Here is a 17,253-nt window from a genome sequence, read left to right as displayed (position 1 = left end):
TCCGGATGTGCGCCGCATTACCCCCGTGGTCGCGTCACCGCACCTGGCATCCGTCAGCGCGGGCGTCTCGGTGCGGGCGGGTGTCTGCGGGCGTCAGCCCGATCCGGCGGCCGCCAGCGCGTCGCGGCAGAGCCGGTCGGCGGTGCGGGTGGTCTCGGGCAGCCGGTAGCGCGGCGTCAACGCGAGCACCCGGGCGGTCGCGTTGTCGAGGCTCATCCGATGGCCGACGCTGACGAAGACCGGCTTCACGCCGTCCCGGGTGCGCAGCACCCGGCCCACGATCTCGTCCCCGTCGCGCAGCGGCGTCCACGCGCCGCGCTCGCCGGCCGGCGGCGTCCACTCGCCGAGCAACGGCGTCTTCCCCACCCCGATCGCCGGTAGGCCGGTCACCACCCCCAGGTGGCAGGCCAGCCCGAACCGGCGCGGGTGGGCCAGCCCGTGCCCGTCACAGACCAGCACCTCCGGGCGTACGGCCAGCCGGTCGAGCGCCTCGAGCAGCGCGGGCAGCTCGCGGAACGCGAACAGCCCCGGGACGTAGTCGAAGGCGGGCCGGCCCACGCTGACCGCCGAGTCGACCACCGCGAGCGTCCGGGCGTCCAGCACCGTCACGGCCGCCGCCAGGCGATCGCCACTCTCGGCGTACGCGACGTCCAGGCCGGCCACCGTCCCGGGCTCGGCCGGCCCCGGCCCGACCAGGTCGACGAGCGGCCGCAACCGCTCCTGGAGCGCCAGCGCCTCCGCCACGCTCCCTGGCCCCGCCATCGGCGCACCCCCGGACACCTCGGACATGCCGACCTGCGCGACCCCCGGTCCCTCCGTCGTCACGACGACCGGCCGGTGGCCTGCCTGCCGGCACTCGGCTGGCCGACGGGCCGCTGGTCGGTGTCTGATTCAGCCATCTCGCCATGCTATTCCGGGGTCACAGCACCCCGGTCACCGTGGACGGCGGCGCTCCTACTGGCCGACGCGGCCGTCGATCAGCTCGCGGATCAGGTCTGCGTGGCCGTTGTGCCGGGCGTACTCCTCGATCATGTGCGCCAGCAACTTCCCGCAGCGAGACCTCCCCCGTCGCCGTGCCAACCCATGACCCCAGGTCAGACTCGGCGACGAAGCGCTCGGCGAACTCCACCTCCGCCCGCCAGGGACGCCACGCCTCGGCCACCACCTCCGGATCACCGACCGCGCCGTCGAAGTCGCCGTCCGGGTCGGCCTTCGTGCAGTAGATCCTCGGCGCGTCCTGGCCGGCCATCGTCCGCCGGAACCAGCCCCGCTCCACCTCGGCCAGGTGGCGGACCAGTCCGAGCAGCGACAACTTCGACGGCGGTACGGACCGCCGGGCCGGCACCTCGGCGTCCAGGTCGGCGCACTTGAGTTCCAGAGTGAGCCGCTGGTCGCGCAGGTACTCGACGAGGATCGTCCGCTCGTCGTAGCGGTTGCCGTCGGATCGGGGGTCGTCGTCCGGGTGGACGAACATGTTCGACCAGGCGAAGTTCTGCTTGGGGCTGTCGGCGATGGGGGTGGACCCGTCAGCGGGAGATTCAGCCATAAGAGCGCCCCTGACCGACGTCGATGCGGGACCGCAAGCGGTTTCGGCTGCCACGGGACGCCACCCGTGCACGAACCGGCGACTCCACCGAAACGACGTCATGGATTCCCGCCTACGGGTGCCCATTAAGGCAACCCGCGAATCGCGCGACCGGGCCGGGATCACAAGTCCATTCGCGTAGGCGGTGATCCAGAGAATGGCATACCCGGTGGCTGCGCTAGTACGCGAGGTCGGGCATGAATCTACTGCCGCTCTTCCGAGCCCAAGCTCGGGTCCGCGGCTGGATCACCCAATTGCTGAAGCTGCTCCTCGAACATGACGAACGTCCTCCGTTGGATGCCGACGATCAGGGCTGTCTCCGTCGGTGTCGGATACCGCCTCTCGCTGGCCAGAACATCTTGAATAGCCCGTACAGTCTCGTAGAGCGCGAAGACAGGGCCTTCGCCGCGAAGGTAGTACCCGCGGTCATGCTCAGTCAGTTGGACGAACTCCTCACGCGTCAGTTCATCAATCTCGTCGCCACCGACAAGGAGAATCTTCCGCAGAAGATGGTCCGCCGGGACCCAGCCCCCGTTATCTTTCGACAACCGCCAGGCAGCAACACCACCATCGGCAGTCCGAACGACTTTGACAGGTGATTCGTAATAGCTGTAGAAGGCAGGCAGTACGAGACCAGTGGGTATGTCCATCATGGTGATTCCTCGCTTCTGTCATCGCTGAGCGCCCGCCAATATGCTGCCTGTCCCCTGCGGCTCAGCTCGTCATGCACGGCCTGCTCCATGGGGGTGAACGGTCGGCCCTGCGCTTGAGCGAGCGTCTCGAGATTTCGTCGCACCTCGTACAGAGGATGCTCCCATTTGGCAACCTCATCGATCGAGGCGAGGTGGAGACGGAGCTCGGCGACGTGTCCGCTCGACAGGCGGAGGTTCACAAGGATGTCCCGGTATCCACTCCGCATGGGCGTCAGGAAGCGGTCCTTGATACCGACGATCACTACATCAGGATCTCGGTCCAGAGCGTCCAACGCGTTGTAGACGTCGTCGAGCCGCCGGAACTCGACCTTCGCCGCTGCCAGGTCCTTCAGCCGGGAGGCGTCGTTGTCGTACTCGACAAGCTTGTCGTTCACCCGGTCCCGACCTTTCGGCTTGGTACGCCAGCCTGGCTGACCGTGGCCGCCGGCAAGGTCGGTGGCGATTCGGTTCAACTCCCGTTGAGCATCCACCGACTCAACGAGCAGCCGCTGCACGAAAGCCTCTCGGTACTCGTCGTCGTGACGCCTGGACGCATCGAAGCCCTGCTGCACGGGTGATTGCCCCCGACCTGCCACACGCGCGCTCACTGACCGCTGCTCACTGGTGAGGTCTGCGGGTCTTGGGAGCGCCACACTGCCATCCCCGATTACCGCTTCCAGGCCGCGCTGGTCGATCTCACTCAGAACGGCGCCGAGGACATCGATTGCCTGCTGCTGACCTGCCAGATGAAGCAATGTCAGCGGCCGAGCCACCAGCAGATTGAGGAGGTCGGGCGTGCCGAGAACCATCCTCACTAGGTCAGGCCGTTGCGCCAACTGCCGGACGAGGGTCTCGGCGAGCATCGGCTCGTCCTTCGGCGGCGTCCGCCACGTGTCGTCCAGCATGCGCTGCACGCGCGGCTCCGCGAACAGCCGCGCCACGTCCTGGGCGGCCGGCTCGTCGAGGTGCGGTACGAGTCGTCGGAGGGTCGGCGCATCGAGCCCGCCGGCTACCTCGACCGGGGTCACGCCGGCGGCGAACACCCGCTCCAGGTCCGGCTCGTCGGCCAGTACGACGCTGACGGGTATGCCGTTCGACGCCCGGTCCGCCTGTGCGCGTTCCCGTGCGGCCCGCAGCTCTTCCAGCGGGTCGTCGCTCCGATCGAGTTCCGGGCCCGGCTGTTCGGACCAGCCCGGCGGCAGCCCGTCGGACGGAGCCGACCCGGGATCGCCGAGCAGGTGCATGCGATTGAGGTACGGCTCGCCGTACCCCTGGTCGGTCTCGACGGGCGGGTGCTCCGGCAGGTCGGGTCGCTCGCTGAACCGGCCGCGCCGCAACCCGCCCAGCGGCATCGGCCGGGCGTCCGGACCCAGCACCAGGACCTCGGTGTCGACGGCGTTGTGCGGGTGCGGGGTGCCCTGGTGCCGGTACAGGGGCGCGTCCGATACGGCTCCGGTCTGGGGGTCCAGGTAGAGCACCGTGCCGTGCTGGTTGAGGGCGACCCAGATGTGGGAACCGCCCTGCTCCCAACTGTTGACGACGAAGGCGAAGCTGCCGTGGCCGCCGATGCGGAGTTGGTGGTGGAGGTTGCGGTAGCCGGTGTCGACGGCCGACCGCCGCTCGGCACCCTGGACGTCCTCCGTCGGCTGGCAGAGGCGCTGGAAACGCCCCCCGGTGACGTCCTCGATCCGCCCGATGCCGCCCCACTCGCCGTCGATGGGGCGTGTGACGTCACCGGCCAGGTAGGCGTCGAAGGTGCGGGGCGCGGCCACCCGGGGCCGGCCGTGCATCCAGGTGTCGAACAGCGAGAGCGTGCAGTCGATGCAGTTGATGGCGCGGGTCGGGTCGGCTCGCGGCCCACCGTCGTTCACCAAGCCGAACCAGCCGCCGAGTCGCGGATCGGCGGTCCGCTTGACGCTCCCGTCGGGCTCTCGGGGCACCTGGCGCTCGATGTCGGTCTGGTGCAGCGCCAACGGCAGACGCAGGCCGCCGGGCTGGCCGTAGTTCCGCGACCGGTCGATCGGCGGCGGGTAGTCGTCCCTCGTCAGCGCCGAGCGGTTTGCGGTCTCCACGGCGCCGAGTGCCAGGTCGCCGACGTCGTCGTTGATCCGGCGAAAGTCCGTGTCGCTGACGGCGACGACGACCGGGGCGGCATCCCCGGCCAGGACCGCTTCGGCCAGGTCCCGCTGCTGGTGACACCAGCGCTCCCTCTCCCGGCACTCCTGGAAGAATCGCTCGGAGGTGACACGGTGGCCGGCCTGCGCCAGCCGGCGCCCCTCGCTGACCAACCACCGGGCTTCGTCGTAGCTGCGGTCTGCGGCCTGACGTAGCCGTGCCGCGCTGTCCCGGCGGCGGTTCTCCTCGTAGTTCGTCCGCTGGAACTGGAAGTGCCCCCGGTAGCGGCGTCGTTCGAAGGCATCCTGGTCCGCGGCCCACCTGGCGGCGTACCACTCGGCGGTGCGCGGACGCGGAGAGTGTTCCGCGGCTCCTTGCGGATGCGCCGACCCGTCATGCGTCCGGGTCGAAGGCCGGTCGGTGGGGGTGTGAGGCGGCGACGGCGGGACGAGGGTGGGTGCGGTCTGCGGTGCCGCACCGTTCCTCGCCGTGACCTCACCGACCCCCGTCTGCGCGGCGGGGACCGGATAGCCCTGCGTCGGGGTGCCGCCAAGAGGGGAGGCGACCCCGGGCGTGTTTTGCGTGGTCCCTCCGACGACGGACGGGCCGGTTGTCGTGGCACTCGCATGCTGCCCGGCTACCCCGGCACCCGCTACCGGTTCGACGACGTGGCCGGGGCCCGCCGACGACGGGACCGCAGGTGCCGGAGACGCTTCCGGCATGGCCGAGGAGAGCGTCGGATCGAGTGGAGCGACCGACGCATCGACATGCGACGTCGGGGACGGCGCCGGCCCGGCAGCCTCGGTCGCCGGCGTGAGATGGGGAGCATTCCGCGCTTCCGCAAGCACGGTCTCGGCTGCCGGCGCGACGGGAGTGGCGGAAACGGTATCCGTAGGCACAGCCGGCAGCCCGGGCCAAGCACCGGCCTGCTCGGGAAGCCGCACCGCGGGCTCGACCGCACCCGGCCCGGGTGCTGCGCGCGTTTCGAGTGTCGACGTGAGTTCCGCGGCCGGCGGGGCGACGTCTTCCGGTGGACCAGATCGGGTCGCCGCTGCCTCCGGCATCGCCAGTGGATGCCTGGGCACATCCACGCTCGCCGCCAGACCTGCCGTGCCGGTAAAGGTCTGTGCCGCAGCCCCGCTGTCCATCGCGGTCGGCGCCATTCCGGCCAGGGCGCTCATCTGACCGTCGAGCCGAGCCTGCAGTGCGGCGTCGGCCTGGGCGGTGGCGGAGCCACGGGCACCGGACACGGCCGCCCGGGCCGCGTCCTCCACGGAGGTCAGGCCCTGGCCGGTGGCGAGGCTCGCGGCCTGCTCGGCCATCACCTCGCCGGTCATCTCGCGGCCGAGGTGCTCCCCGATCTGGGCGCCCCGCCCGGTGGCGTGGCGGCCGAGGCCGGCCAGCGGCGCCACCGCTCCGCCGGCGAGGCCGCCGACCGCCGTCGTGCCCAGTTCCGTCATGTCCAGCCCGTGCCGCCTGCCGGTCGAGTTCTGGTACGCCTGGGTGGCGAGGTTGATGCCGCTCTCCTCGGCGGCCTCGGACGCCCCGCCCAGCGCCGCGCGCCGGCCGAGGCCCCGCACGCCGCCCTTGGTGACTTCCTTCGCCGCCCGCTCGCCGGCCTCCTTGAGCCCCTGCTTGAGGGACTTGCGGGCCAGTTGCGCCATCAGCCGCTTGAAGATCTGCTGCACGATCAGCCGGGTGGCGGTGATCGCCGCCCCGGCGGCGGGCGAGGCCGCGCCGGCGGTGAGCACGGTGGCGACCGCCAGCGACAGCAGCTCGATCACCAGGATGCCCAGCTCGATCCAGACCTCGAGCTTGGCGCCCTCGATGTCGCAGCCGCACTCCTCCACCAGCCGGCCCAGTTCGGTGCTGACGGCGAGCAGCACGGGCAGCGGCGCCTCGTCGCCCTCCGCGACCCGGCGCCAGGCGGTGTCGAACGCGGCGGCGACCGCCCCGACGCCGCCGTACCCGCCGCGCACCTCAGCGGCGGCCGTGACGGCGTCGGCGTGCGGCCCGGCCAGCGCGGCGGCCACCGCGTACCACTGGTCGGCCATCTCCCAGACCGCCCGCTCGTTCCCCTCCGGCCACTCGACCCCGATCACCCAGTCGAGGGCCTCGTAGACCCAGCCCGGCAGATCCCACGGCGAGTAGTCGAGCGGGTGCGGGATGGGGCTCGGCAACAGACTCATCCGGGTCTCCCTCCGCGGATCAGCGCTGCTGGTGCCGGTCGCCGGCGCGGTCGAGCCGGCCCGCGCTCGACGCGTCCGTGCGCAGGTTGGCGTCGACGGAGCGGACCACGTCGGCGCCCAGGCCCTCCAGGTGCCGCCCGACGCCCTCCCACACGCGCAGCACCAGTTCCTCGAAGCCCCGGTACTTCTGCTCGAAGGCCGCGCCGATGTCGTCCTTGCCCCAGGGCCGGGACGCGCTCGCCGCCGCGATGGCCCCACCCACCTCGCGGCGCCGCGCGCCGACGGCCTCGCCGGCGAGCGACAGGTCGGTGCCGCCACGCCGGGCACGCTGCGGGTCGAGCCAGAGCTGCCCGTCCATCACTCGCCCCGGCGCAGCGCCGAGTCCGCCCGGCCCAGCAACGACCCGAAGTCACCCGTACGCAGGAAGTCGACCGCTCCGGAGCCGGCGGGCAGGTAGCCGGCCACCAGTTCCCGGGTGTTGGCGGCGGCGGTCGCACCGGCGCGGCGGATCGTGGTGGTGATCTTCCGGCTCAACGCCTTCGCGTCCCGGTCGTGGTAGACGGAGGGGTGCAGCTCCACCGAGATCAGGTCGCCCCGGGCACCGACGGTCGCGGTCACCTGACCGTCGTCGGAGCGCTCCGTCACCCGCAGCTCGGCGAGCCGGGCCTGCAGCTCGTCCAAACCGGACCGAAGTCGCTGGTAGTCCCCGTACACCTCGTCGAATCGCGCCCGCAGCGCGCGATTGGCGTCCCGGTCCACGCTCTCGCCCAACGCCACCCTCCCCGGTCACCGTCGGTAGGGCGAACCATACCGGCCGCCACGATTCCGTGGGGTCCGGTAGTTTCAAGCCCGTGATCGATCGCCAGCAGGCCGAGCAGCTCGCCGCCGTGTGGGCCCGCCGCGAGTCACAGCGCCTGGGCCACGAGTGCCGCCCGATGGTCGACGAGTTCGACCTCGGCTACGTCATCACGTCCACTGTGTCCATCGACGCGAGGACGGTGCCGGGCGAGCTGCCGACCACCGTGGTCGACAAGCAGACCGGCGAGGTGAGCACGTGGCCCCGCGTCCCGGTGCAGATCGTCGAGCAGATGTACCGCCGAAGCCGGGCGGAGGGCCCCGCCGCGCCGCGCACGGTCGATCCGGCGAGCCAACTGCTCCGCGAGATCCGTCGGCTGCCGACCCCCGGCACGGCGGCGCACCTGACCGTCGAGGGCCGGCTGTTCCGCGCGCAGGGAGCCAAGGGCGACGTCGAGCTGCGCCACCACCCGCTGGTCCGGGCCTATCTGGACGAACTGCCCGCCGGCCACCTGGCGCGCGGCGGCGACCGGCACGCCGAGCTGATCGTCGTCTCGGACGTCCTGCACGACTACGACCACCGTCGCGCCGCCGAGGGCATCGCCCCACTGAGCATGGCCGACGCGGAGACGCTGCTGAGCGGTGCCCGCTTCGAGGTCTTCCGGGTGCGCGAGCCGGGCGATCCCTACGGCGGCAGGGCCGAGCGCGCCTGCGACTCGTGTCTCAACTTCCTGGTGCACTTCAACGTGTTGCCCTGGTCCGAGCTGGCCTTCACGGCCGAATGGCATCCGGAGCCACAGCGCCCGCATCATCCGGACCGCTTCGCACCCGCGGTCGCGGACGCGCTGATGGAGGCCGGCTGGGAGGACAGCGAGTTCAATCCCGTCCTGGCCGCCGGGGCTATCCGGGAGACGTGCGAGGTCACCGGCCAGCGGCACCGCCACGAGCCCTTTCCGGCGGCGGAGCGGGCGCTGACCGCCTTTCCCGCCGTCGTGAGCAGTCGCCGGGGCCCTGGCGAGGAGGTGTGGATCAGCCGGTTCACGACGAATCCACTCCGGAGCGCACACTCGGCCGACACGCTGGCCGACTTCGCCGCCGTCCTCGGGGTGCGGCTCTTCCCCATGGGGTCCGAGCACGGTGACAGCATCCTCGCCGTCGACGAGCGGGGTCGGGTGTTCGCGTTGGACCAGGCCGGCGAGTGGTTCCTCGGCGCGGACATCGACGCCGCGCTGACCACCCTGCTGCTCGGCCGCGCCCCGGCCCGCGTCCGCGACGACGGCACCTGGTGAGCTACAACGTCACGCCGGTCAGCACCATGACGCGCGGGTCGGTGTAGTCCTCCATCGCGCTGCGCAGTCCCTCGCGCCCCACGCCGCTGCCCTTGACACCGCCGTACGGCATCTGGTCGGCCCGGTACGACGGCACGTCACCGACGATCACCCCGCCGACCTCCAGGGCGCGGTGCGCGGCGAAGGCGACGTCCAGGCGATGCGTGAAGACGCCGGCCTGCAACCCGTACGCCGAGTCGTTGACGGCGGCGAACGCGGCCTGGTCGTGCTCGACGCGGGCGACCACCAGCACCGGCCCGAAGACCTCCTCGACGCAGACCTTGGCGTCCGCCGGCACCTCGGTAAGCACGGTCGGCGGGTAGGTGGCGCCCTCGCGCCGGCCGCCGACCTCGATGGCGGCGCCGGCCGTGACCGCCTCGTCCACCCACGCCTCGACGCGGCGGGCGGCCTCCTCGGACACCAGTGGGCCCACGTCCGTCAGCTCGTCGGCCGGGTCGCCGGTGCGCAGCTCCTGCACGGCCGCGACCAGCCGGGGCAGGAACGCGTCGTAGAGCCATTCGTGCACGTAGACCCGCTGCACGGCGATGCACGACTGCCCGGCCTGGTAGTTGGAGAACGTCGCGATGCGGTGCGCGGCGAAGGTCAGGTCCTCGTCGGTGTTCCAGTCCTCGCAGATCACGGCGGCGGCGTTACCGCCCAGCTCCAGGGTGACGTGCTTGTCGGGCACGGACCGGCGGATGGCCGCGCCGACCGGCCCCGAGCCGGTGAAGGACACCACTGGCAGGCGGGGGTCGGCGACCAGCTCGGCGGCGCGCTCGTTCGGCAGCGGCAGCACCGAGAACATCCCCTCCGGCAGGTCGGTCTCGGCGAGCAGCTCGCCCAGCAGCAGCGCGGACAGCGGGGTGGCCGGCGCGGGCTTGACGATGATCGGGGCGCCGACCGCGACGGCCGGGGCGACCTTGTGCGCGACGAGGTTGAGCGGAAAGTTGAACGGCGCGATGCCGAGCACCGGCCCCTTCGGCACCCGCCGGACCAGGGCGATCCGCCCGGTGGCGGCCGGGTCGGTGTCGAGGCGTTGCAGCTCGCCGGAGAACCGTCGCGCCTCCTCGGCCGCCCAGCGGAAGGTGGAGACCGCCCGGCCCACCTCGGCCCGCGCCCACTTGACCGGCTTGCCGTTCTCGGCGGTGATGAGCCGCGCGACCTCCTCGGCCCGCTCGGCGAGCCGCCGGGACACGTGGTCCAGGGCCGCCGCGCGGGCGTGCGCGGGCAGAGCCGCGGCCGTCGCGGCCACCCCGGCGGCTGCCGCGACGGCCGCTTCGACCTGGTCGGCGGTGGCGTGGGTGGTACGACCGACAGCGCGCCCGTCGTACGGGTGGTGGACGGTCAGCTCGCCCTCGCCGTGGGCGGGGCGGGAGGCGACATAGAAGGCTGCGGACTCCACGTGGAGCAGCGTAGACGACCAACCTGTCCACGGAAACAGTCGCCTCAACCCTTGTCTGCCGCGAATTCGGTAGCCAAGATGGCAGTCAGATTGCGATAACCGCCGCAGACCGCCCCCTCTCGGAGTGAGCCCGTCATGAGTGACCAGCAGCAGCTGCGCAACTTCGTCAACGGCGACTACGTCGAGCCGACCGACGGCGGCTACGCCGACCTGGTCGACCCGTGCACCGGAGAGGTGTTCGCGCAGGCCCCGGTGTCCGGGCGCGCGGACGTGGACGCGGCGATGCGGGCCGCCGCCGACGCCTTCGAGACCTGGCGGGACACCACCCCGGCCGAGCGGCAGCGGGCGCTGCTCCGGCTCGCGGACGCGGTCGAGGCCCGCGCCGGCGAACTGGTGGACGCCGAGGTACGCAACACCGGCAAGCCGCGCCAGCTCACCGCCGAGGAGGAGTTGCCGCCGGCGGTCGACCAGTTCCGCTTCTTCGCCGGGGCGGCCCGGATGCTGGAGGGGCGCTCGGCCGGCGAGTACATGACGGGGCACACGTCGTACGTGCGGCGCGAGCCGATCGGCGTCTGCGCGCAGGTCACCCCGTGGAACTACCCGCTGATGATGGCGGTCTGGAAGATCGCCCCGGCCCTGGCCGCCGGCAACACGGTGGTGCTGAAGCCGTCGGACACCACGCCGGTGTCGACGCTGCTGCTGGCCGAGATCGCGTCGGAGTTCTTCCCGCCCGGGGTGTTCAACGTGGTCTGCGGCGACCGGGACACCGGTCGTACGCTCGTGTCGCATCGGACCCCGCAGCTCGTGTCGATCACCGGCTCGACCCGCGCGGGCATGGAGGTCGCCTCCGCCGCGGCCCCCGACCTGAAGCGGACCCACCTGGAGCTGGGCGGCAAGGCCCCGGTGGTGGTCTTCGACGACGCGGACGTGGCGGCGGCGGCCGAGGCGATCGCGGTGGGCGGCTACTTCAACGCCGGGCAGGACTGCACCGCGGCGACGCGGGTGCTCGCCGGCCCCGGCGTCCACGACGACTTCGTGGCGGCGCTGGCCGAGCAGGCCCGCAACACGAAGACCGGGGCGCCGGACGACGAGGACGTGCTCTACGGCCCGCTCAACAACGCCAACCAGTTGGCCCGGGTGCGGGGCTTCGTGGACCGGCTGCTGGACCACGCGAAGGTCGAGACCGGTGGCTCGCAGGTCGGCGAGCGGGGCTACTTCTACGCGCCGACCGTCGTCAGCGGCCTGCGCCAGTCCGACGAGATCATCCAGGACGAGGTGTTCGGGCCGGTCATCACCGTGCAGCGCTTCTCCGACGAGGACGAGGCGGTGCGCTGGGCCAACGGCGTCGAGTACGGCCTGTCGGCCTCGGTGTGGACGAAGGACCACGGCCGGGCGATGCGGATGACCCGCCGGCTCGACTTCGGCTGCGTCTGGGTGAACACGCACATCCCGTTCGTCTCGGAGATGCCGCACGGCGGCTTCAAGCACTCCGGGCACGGCAAGGACCTCTCGGTCTACAGCCTGGAGGACTACACCCGGATCAAGCACGTCATGCACAACATCGAGGGCTGACCCATGGCATCGTCCGAGGAGCTGCACAAGCGGCGGGGTGCCGCGGTCGCCCGGGGCGTCGGCAGCGTCGTCCCGTCCTACGTGGACCGCGCCTCCGGCGGCACGATCACCGACGTCGACGGCCGGGAGTGGATCGACTTCGCCGCCGGCATCGCCGTCACCAACGTCGGCAACTCCGCCCCGCGCGTGGTCGAGGCGGTAAAGGCGCAGGTGGAACGCTTCACGCACACCTGCTTCATGGTCGCCCCCTACGAGTCGTACGTGGCGGTCTGCGAGCAGCTCAACGCGCTCACCCCGGGCGCGTTCGACAAGCGGTCCGCGCTGTTCAACTCGGGTGCCGAGGCGGTGGAGAACGCGGTGAAGATCGCCCGGCACGCCACCGGGCGGCCGGCGGTGGTGGTGTTCGACCACGCGTACCACGGCCGGACCAACCTGACCATGGCGCTGACCGCGAAGAACATGCCGTACAAGCACCGGTTCGGGCCGTTCGCCGGGGAGGTCTACCGGGTGCCGATGTCGTACCCGCTGCGCGACGGGGGCCTGTCCGGCGCCGAGGCGGCGGCGCGGGCGATCGAGACGGTGGAGAAGCAGGTCGGCGCGGAGAACGTCGCGGCGCTGCTGATCGAGCCGATCCAGGGCGAGGGCGGGTTCGTCGTACCGGCGCCGGGGTTCCTGCCGGCGCTGCGGGAGTGGGCGACGGCGGCCGGCGTGGTGTTCGTGGCCGACGAGATCCAGACCGGGTTCTGCCGCACCGGCGACTGGTTCGCCTGCCAGCACGAGGGCGTCGAGCCGGACCTGGTCACCCTGGCCAAGGGCATCGCCGGCGGCCTGCCCCTCGCGGCGGTCACCGGCCGGGCCGACCTGATGGACGCGGTGCACGCCGGCGGGCTCGGCGGCACGTACGGCGGCAACCCGATCGCCTGCGCGGCGGCTCTCGCGTCGATCGCGACCATGCACGAGCTGGACCTCGCGGGGGCGGCCCGCCGGATCGGCGCGGCGATGACCGCGCGCCTGCGGGCCCTCGCGGACCGCGATCCCCGCATCGCCGAGGTACGCGGCCGGGGCGCGATGCTCGCCGTGGAGATCGTCCGGCCCGGCACCCTGACGCCCGACCCGGTCGCCACGGCGGCGGTCTCGGCGGCCTGCCACGCCGCCGGCCTGCTCACCCTCACCTGCGGCACGTACGGCAACGTGCTGCGCTTCCTGCCACCGCTGGTCATCTCCGACGCAGAGTTGCGTCGAGGGCTGGACATCCTGGACGAGGCCTTCGGCGCGTAGCGGCGCGGGCGCGGGGCGTCGCCGCACCCACCCCTATCTTTGTTTCCCCCGAGTAACCAAACATCGATAGATCTACACATCGCGCCGCGGACGATCTACGCTCTTGCTCAATTTGATCAAGTGCGATCGATGGCGAGACCCGTCGTCGTGGAGCGAGAGGAACACCCCGAGGGATGACACTTCCCCACCTTGCCGCGCGCCGCTGGCGCCTCGGCGTGATGACCGCCGCCGTCGCCACCGCCGTGGCGTTCGGCACCCCCGCGACGGCCGCCCCCGCCGAGGGGCAGATCCTGCTGGCGGGCGGCGCCACCGCCGTCGACGACTCGTACATCGTCGTGTTCAAGGACGCCTCGGTCGGCCGGACCGACGTCACGAAGAGGGCGCGCGACCTCGCCGGCCGGCACGGCGGCGCGGTCAACCGGACGTACCAGAACACGCTGCGCGGGTTCGAGGCCCGGATGTCCGAGGCCGAGGCCAAGCGGCTCGCCGCCGACCCGTCGGTCAGCTACGTCCAGCAGAACCACACCGTGCGGATCAGCGGTACGCAGAGCCCGACCCCGTCCTGGGGCCTGGACCGGCTCGACCAGCGGGCGCTGCCGCTGAACAACTCGTACACCTACCCGAACACCGGCTCGGGCGTGAAGGCGTACATCATCGACACCGGCATCCGGTTCGCCCACGGCGACTTCGGCGGCCGGGCCGTCACCGGGTTCGACTCGATCGACGGCGGCAGCGCGGACGACTGCAACGGGCACGGCACCCACGTGGCCGGCACGGTGGGCGGCAGCGCCTACGGCGTGGCCAAGGGCGTCACCCTGGTCGGCGTCCGGGTGCTCGACTGCGAGGGCAGCGGCACCGACGCCGGCGTCATCCAGGGCGTCGACTGGGTGACCGGCGACCACGCCGCCGGCCAGCTCGCGGTGGCCAACATGAGCCTCGGCGGCGGCTTCAGCCAGGCACTCAACGACGCGGTGGCCCGCTCCATCGCCGACGGCGTCACCTACGGCCTGGCGGCCGGGAACGACTACGGCGCCGACGCCTGCGACAGCTCGCCGGCCAGCACCCCCGCCGGGATCACCGTCGGCTCGACCACCAACACCGACGCCCGCTCGTCGTTCTCCAACATCGGCACCTGCCTGGACATCTTCGCCCCCGGCAGCTCGATCACCTCCGCGTGGCACACGGGCAACACCGCCACGAACACCATCAGCGGCACCTCGATGGCGACCCCGCACGTGGTCGGCGCCGCCGCGCTCGTGCTCGCCGCCAACCCGACGTTCACCCCGCAGCAGGTACGCGACAAGCTCGTCGCCGACGCCAGCAGCAACGTGGTGACCAGCCCCGGCACCGGCTCGCCCAACAAGCTGCTCAACCTCGGCGACGGCGGCACCACGCCCCCGCCGCCCCCGCCGCCCAGCGGCTGCACCCAGACCAACGGCACCGACGTGACCGTCCGGGACAACGCCACGGTGGAGAGCACCATCACCATCGCGGGTTGCACCGGCAACGCCGGCTCCGCCAGCACGGTCGCCGTGGACCTGGTGCACACCTACGTCGGTGACCTCGTCGTCAGCCTCGTCGCCCCCGACGGCAGCGCCTACACCCTGCACAACCGCACCGGCGGCTCCGCCGACAACATCAAGCAGACCTACACGGTCAACCTCTCCGCGGAGATCGCCAACGGCACCTGGAAGCTGCGCGTCCAGGACGCCGCCAGCGGCGACACCGGCTACCTGAACAGCTGGACGCTCAACCTGGGCGGCTCCGGCACGACGGGCTGCACCGGCACCAACGGCAACAACGTGACCGTCGGCGACAACGCGACCGTGACCAGCACCATCGCGATCAGCGGCTGCACCGGCACCGCCTCGTCGAGCAGCAAGGTGGCGGTGCAGATCGTGCACACCTACATCGGGGACCTCGTCGTCAGCCTCGTCGCCCCCGACGGCAGCGCCTACACCCTGCACAACCGCAGCGGCAGCTCCGCCGACAACATCAACCAGACCTACACGGTCAACCTCTCCACGGAGACCCGTAACGGCAACTGGACCCTGCGCGTCCAGGACGCCGCCAGCGGCGACACCGGCTACATCGACACCTGGACCCTGACCCTCTAGGTCTCGGCAGCGGACGGCCCCGGCGGGGCCGCCAGCAACGAAGGGCTCCTCGCCCCGCGGCGAGGAGCCCTTCTCCGTCCCCGCACCAACTCCATCGCGGCCGCGTTGGGCAGCGCCGCACAATTCACCGGAATGCGGATCTTGACCTAAAGTCAGGTTGAGCTCCTAGCGTCGTGGACACCGAACGAAGGAGGACTCCGTGACGTATCTGGTGACCGGCGCGACCGGCAGGGTGGGCCGGCACGTGGTGTCCGAACTACTGGCCCGTGGGATGCCCGTGAGGGCCCTGACCAGGGAACCCGCCCGGGCCGCCGGCCTGCCGCCCGAGGTGGAGGTGGTCGCGGGCGACCTGACCGATCCGGCCACCCTCCCGGCGGCCCTGGACGGCGTCGTCGGCGTACACCTGCTCACCACCGGCGGCAACGACTACGCCACGTTGCGCACGGGACCCGAAATCGTGGAGCTGGCGGAGAAGGCCGGCGTCCGGCGGATCGCCGTGCTGTGGAACGGCAGGCCCGGCCCGGTGGAGGACGCCGTCCGCGCCGGTGGTGCGGAGTGGACGATGCTCCAGGCGGTCGACTTCATGAGCAACACCTTCGGCTGGGTGGAGTCGATCCGCGCCACGGGCGAGGTGCGGGAGCCCTTCGGCGACGTCCGTGCCGCCGTCATCGACGAGGCCGACGTGGGCGCGGTCGCGGCCGAGGTGCTCACCGGCGAGGGGCACGCCGGGCAGGTCTACACGCTCACCGGCCCGGAGGCGCTCACCCCGAGGCAGCGGCTCGCCACCATCGCCGCCGCGATCGGCCGCGAGCTGCGCTTCGTCGAGCTGACCGAGCAGCAGGCCCGCGACCGGTGGCGGCAGGCAGGCTACGACGAGGAACTGGTCGACCTGCTCGCGTCCTGGCAGGGCAACCCGCCGCCGGCGGCGTACACGGTCACCGACACCGTCGAGCGGCTGCTCGCCCGCCCGCCCCGCACCTTCGCCACCTGGACCCACACCCACACCCCCACCTTCCGCTGACCCCCTCCCTCCCCACCGCCGATGCGCACTCCCGCGATCTTGCAGATCCTGCCCCTTAAATGTTCGCCCTATGCCGAATTGTCGGGGCGGAAAGTGCAAGATCGCGGGAGTACAGGGCCACGGAAGGAGGCGGGTCAGGAGAGGGCGGCGCGGATTGTGGCCACGATGTGGGTGGGGCGGCGGTACAGGTCGCGATCGGTGAAGTAGCGCATCCGCCACCCGTTCGCGTCGAGCCAGTTCATCCGCTCACGGTCGCGACGGAGTTGATCACGTTCCAGATGTGACGCGCCGTCGTACTCGATGCCGATTCTCCGCTTCCGGTAGCCGAGGTCCAGCCGGTAGCGAGGGATGCCGTCACGGTCATGCACCCACAGTTGCGGTTCAGGCGCCGGGAGCCGCCCGTCGATCAGGATCAAACGCAACTGGCTCTCCTGCCGGCACTCCGGCCGCCCGTCCGCCAGCGGTACGAGTTCCCGGGCCTGCCGCACGCCCCGGAGCCCCTGGTGAGCCGACACCTCCGCCAACAGCTCGTCCAAGCCGACCGCGCCCGACCGGATGGCGGCATCGAGCACGGGCAGGGCGTCCAGCCGCCGGGCGGTACGCGCCAGGTCGACGGCACATCGCGCCGCCGGCACGCAGGGCAGCCCCCGCACGTCGACAGCCCGCGCGGGAAGCACCGAGTGATGTACGACCAGTCCGGGCAGCCGGGGTCTGGGCACCGTCGCAGGCAACTGAATGTGGACGAGATCCTCCCGCAGGACCCCGAAGCCGTACCGGTGGGCCGCGCTCTGCATGGTCAGCATGGCCTCTTCGGGCAGGCACAGCATGAGGGCACGCAGTTCGTCGTCCTCATCGCAGGGTTGGTCCGCGTAGACGCCTCTCCGCACCCGGAGCAGCTCCGCTCTGTCGACCCTGGTGCGGATCCGCTTCACGGTGAGGCTCCGCATCAACTCGTCGACACGCCACAACTGACCACCCATACGCACAGGATCGAGAATTCCCCGCCGCCCCTCCGCCCCGCACCACCTCCCCTGTGGACAGCCCTCACCCTGTGCACAACCCCCAAACCCACCCCTCACGTGGTAGACGCCCCACCCGCCATCGCGACAATCCCGCGATCTTGCACTTTCGGCCCTCGATTGACGAGGAATGCCCGAAA

At 71.7% G+C, this 17,253-nt stretch carries 12 protein-coding genes and 1 pseudogene; 5 read left to right on the top strand and 8 right to left on the bottom strand.

Going from position 1 to position 17,253, the window contains the following annotated elements:
* Nucleotides 1–93: 93 nt before the first annotated feature.
* The 6 genes and pseudogenes from ACFY23_RS05535 to ACFY23_RS05510 form a co-directional block, all read right to left on the bottom strand.
* Complete coding sequence (locus tag ACFY23_RS05535) at nucleotides 94–762, bottom strand: endonuclease V (protein ID WP_350682679.1); 669 nt, start codon at nucleotides 760–762, stop codon at nucleotides 94–96.
* A 192-nt stretch (nucleotides 763–954) separates the two neighbouring features.
* Nucleotides 955–1,546: pseudogene (locus ACFY23_RS05530) on the bottom strand (DinB family protein).
* Between the two features lie 242 nt (nucleotides 1,547–1,788).
* On the bottom strand, nucleotides 1,789–2,238 hold the full coding sequence (locus ACFY23_RS05525; protein ID WP_350682681.1) for a hypothetical protein: 450 nt from the start codon (nucleotides 2,236–2,238) through the stop codon (nucleotides 1,789–1,791).
* Entirely contained in the window at nucleotides 2,235–6,581 is a 4,347-nt protein-coding gene (locus ACFY23_RS05520; RefSeq protein WP_350818852.1) for a toxin glutamine deamidase domain-containing protein, read from the bottom strand. Before ACFY23_RS05520 ends, ACFY23_RS05525 begins: the two co-directional genes overlap by 4 nt.
* Nucleotides 6,582–6,600: 19 nt before the next feature.
* Nucleotides 6,601–6,939 (bottom strand): hypothetical protein, encoded by a 339-nt coding sequence (locus ACFY23_RS05515; RefSeq protein ID WP_350682685.1) that lies wholly within the window; start codon nucleotides 6,937–6,939, stop codon nucleotides 6,601–6,603.
* Entirely contained in the window at nucleotides 6,939–7,358 is a 420-nt protein-coding gene (locus tag ACFY23_RS05510) for a YbaB/EbfC family nucleoid-associated protein (protein ID WP_350682687.1), read from the bottom strand. Before ACFY23_RS05510 ends, ACFY23_RS05515 begins: the two co-directional genes overlap by 1 nt.
* Nucleotides 7,359–7,432: 74 nt before the next feature.
* On the opposite strand from ACFY23_RS05510, the gene ACFY23_RS05505 reads away from it, so the two are divergent.
* Complete coding sequence (locus tag ACFY23_RS05505) at nucleotides 7,433–8,665, top strand: SUKH-3 domain-containing protein (protein WP_350682689.1); 1,233 nt, start codon at nucleotides 7,433–7,435, stop codon at nucleotides 8,663–8,665.
* A gap of 1 nt (nucleotide 8,666) precedes the next feature.
* Here ACFY23_RS05505 and ACFY23_RS05500 read toward each other — a convergent pair whose 3' ends face one another.
* Nucleotides 8,667–10,106 (bottom strand): aldehyde dehydrogenase family protein, encoded by a 1,440-nt coding sequence (locus ACFY23_RS05500; RefSeq protein ID WP_350682691.1) that lies wholly within the window; start codon nucleotides 10,104–10,106, stop codon nucleotides 8,667–8,669.
* Nucleotides 10,107–10,241: 135 nt separating this feature from the next.
* On the opposite strand from ACFY23_RS05500, the gene ACFY23_RS05495 reads away from it, so the two are divergent.
* From ACFY23_RS05495 to ACFY23_RS05480, 4 genes are all read left to right on the top strand, one after another.
* Nucleotides 10,242–11,678, top strand: a complete 1,437-nt coding sequence (locus ACFY23_RS05495) for a gamma-aminobutyraldehyde dehydrogenase (protein WP_350682693.1) — start codon at nucleotides 10,242–10,244, stop codon at nucleotides 11,676–11,678.
* A gap of 3 nt (nucleotides 11,679–11,681) precedes the next feature.
* Entirely contained in the window at nucleotides 11,682–12,956 is a 1,275-nt protein-coding gene (gene gabT / locus ACFY23_RS05490) for a 4-aminobutyrate--2-oxoglutarate transaminase (RefSeq protein WP_350682695.1), read from the top strand.
* A 173-nt stretch (nucleotides 12,957–13,129) separates the two neighbouring features.
* Entirely contained in the window at nucleotides 13,130–15,073 is a 1,944-nt protein-coding gene (locus ACFY23_RS05485) for a proprotein convertase P-domain-containing protein (protein ID WP_350682697.1), read from the top strand.
* A 199-nt stretch (nucleotides 15,074–15,272) separates the two neighbouring features.
* Nucleotides 15,273–16,094 carry an NAD(P)H-binding protein gene (locus ACFY23_RS05480; protein ID WP_350682699.1) on the top strand — a complete coding sequence of 274 codons (822 nt, stop codon included), beginning with the start codon at nucleotides 15,273–15,275 and terminating at the stop codon, nucleotides 16,092–16,094.
* Between the two features lie 134 nt (nucleotides 16,095–16,228).
* Here ACFY23_RS05480 and ACFY23_RS05475 read toward each other — a convergent pair whose 3' ends face one another.
* A complete protein-coding gene (locus ACFY23_RS05475) occupies nucleotides 16,229–17,074 on the bottom strand; it encodes a DUF559 domain-containing protein (RefSeq protein WP_350682701.1) in 846 nt (281 codons plus the stop codon).
* Nucleotides 17,075–17,253: the final 179 nt, after the last annotated feature.

Source organism: Micromonospora sp. NPDC000121 (assembly GCF_042899165.1).
Taxonomy (GTDB): domain Bacteria; phylum Actinomycetota; class Actinomycetes; order Mycobacteriales; family Micromonosporaceae; genus Micromonospora.
This window is presented reverse-complemented; position numbering and strand designations above follow the sequence as displayed.

What these genes read in the sequence shown, in the direction of transcription:
- ACFY23_RS05535 (WP_350682679.1), bottom strand. Translation starts at nt 762, where the DNA reads ATGGCGGGGCCAGGGAGCGTGGCGGAGGCGCTGGCGCTCCAGGAGCGG.
- ACFY23_RS05525 (WP_350682681.1), bottom strand. Translation starts at nt 2,238, where the DNA reads ATGATGGACATACCCACTGGTCTCGTACTGCCTGCCTTCTACAGCTAT.
- ACFY23_RS05520 (WP_350818852.1), bottom strand. Translation starts at nt 6,581, where the DNA reads ATGAGTCTGTTGCCGAGCCCCATCCCGCACCCGCTCGACTACTCGCCG.
- ACFY23_RS05515 (WP_350682685.1), bottom strand. Translation starts at nt 6,939, where the DNA reads ATGGACGGGCAGCTCTGGCTCGACCCGCAGCGTGCCCGGCGTGGCGGC.
- ACFY23_RS05495 (WP_350682693.1), top strand. Translation starts at nt 10,242, where the DNA reads ATGAGTGACCAGCAGCAGCTGCGCAACTTCGTCAACGGCGACTACGTC.
- gabT (WP_350682695.1), top strand. Translation starts at nt 11,682, where the DNA reads ATGGCATCGTCCGAGGAGCTGCACAAGCGGCGGGGTGCCGCGGTCGCC.
- ACFY23_RS05485 (WP_350682697.1), top strand. Translation starts at nt 13,130, where the DNA reads ATGACACTTCCCCACCTTGCCGCGCGCCGCTGGCGCCTCGGCGTGATG.
- ACFY23_RS05475 (WP_350682701.1), bottom strand. Translation starts at nt 17,074, where the DNA reads ATGGGTGGTCAGTTGTGGCGTGTCGACGAGTTGATGCGGAGCCTCACC.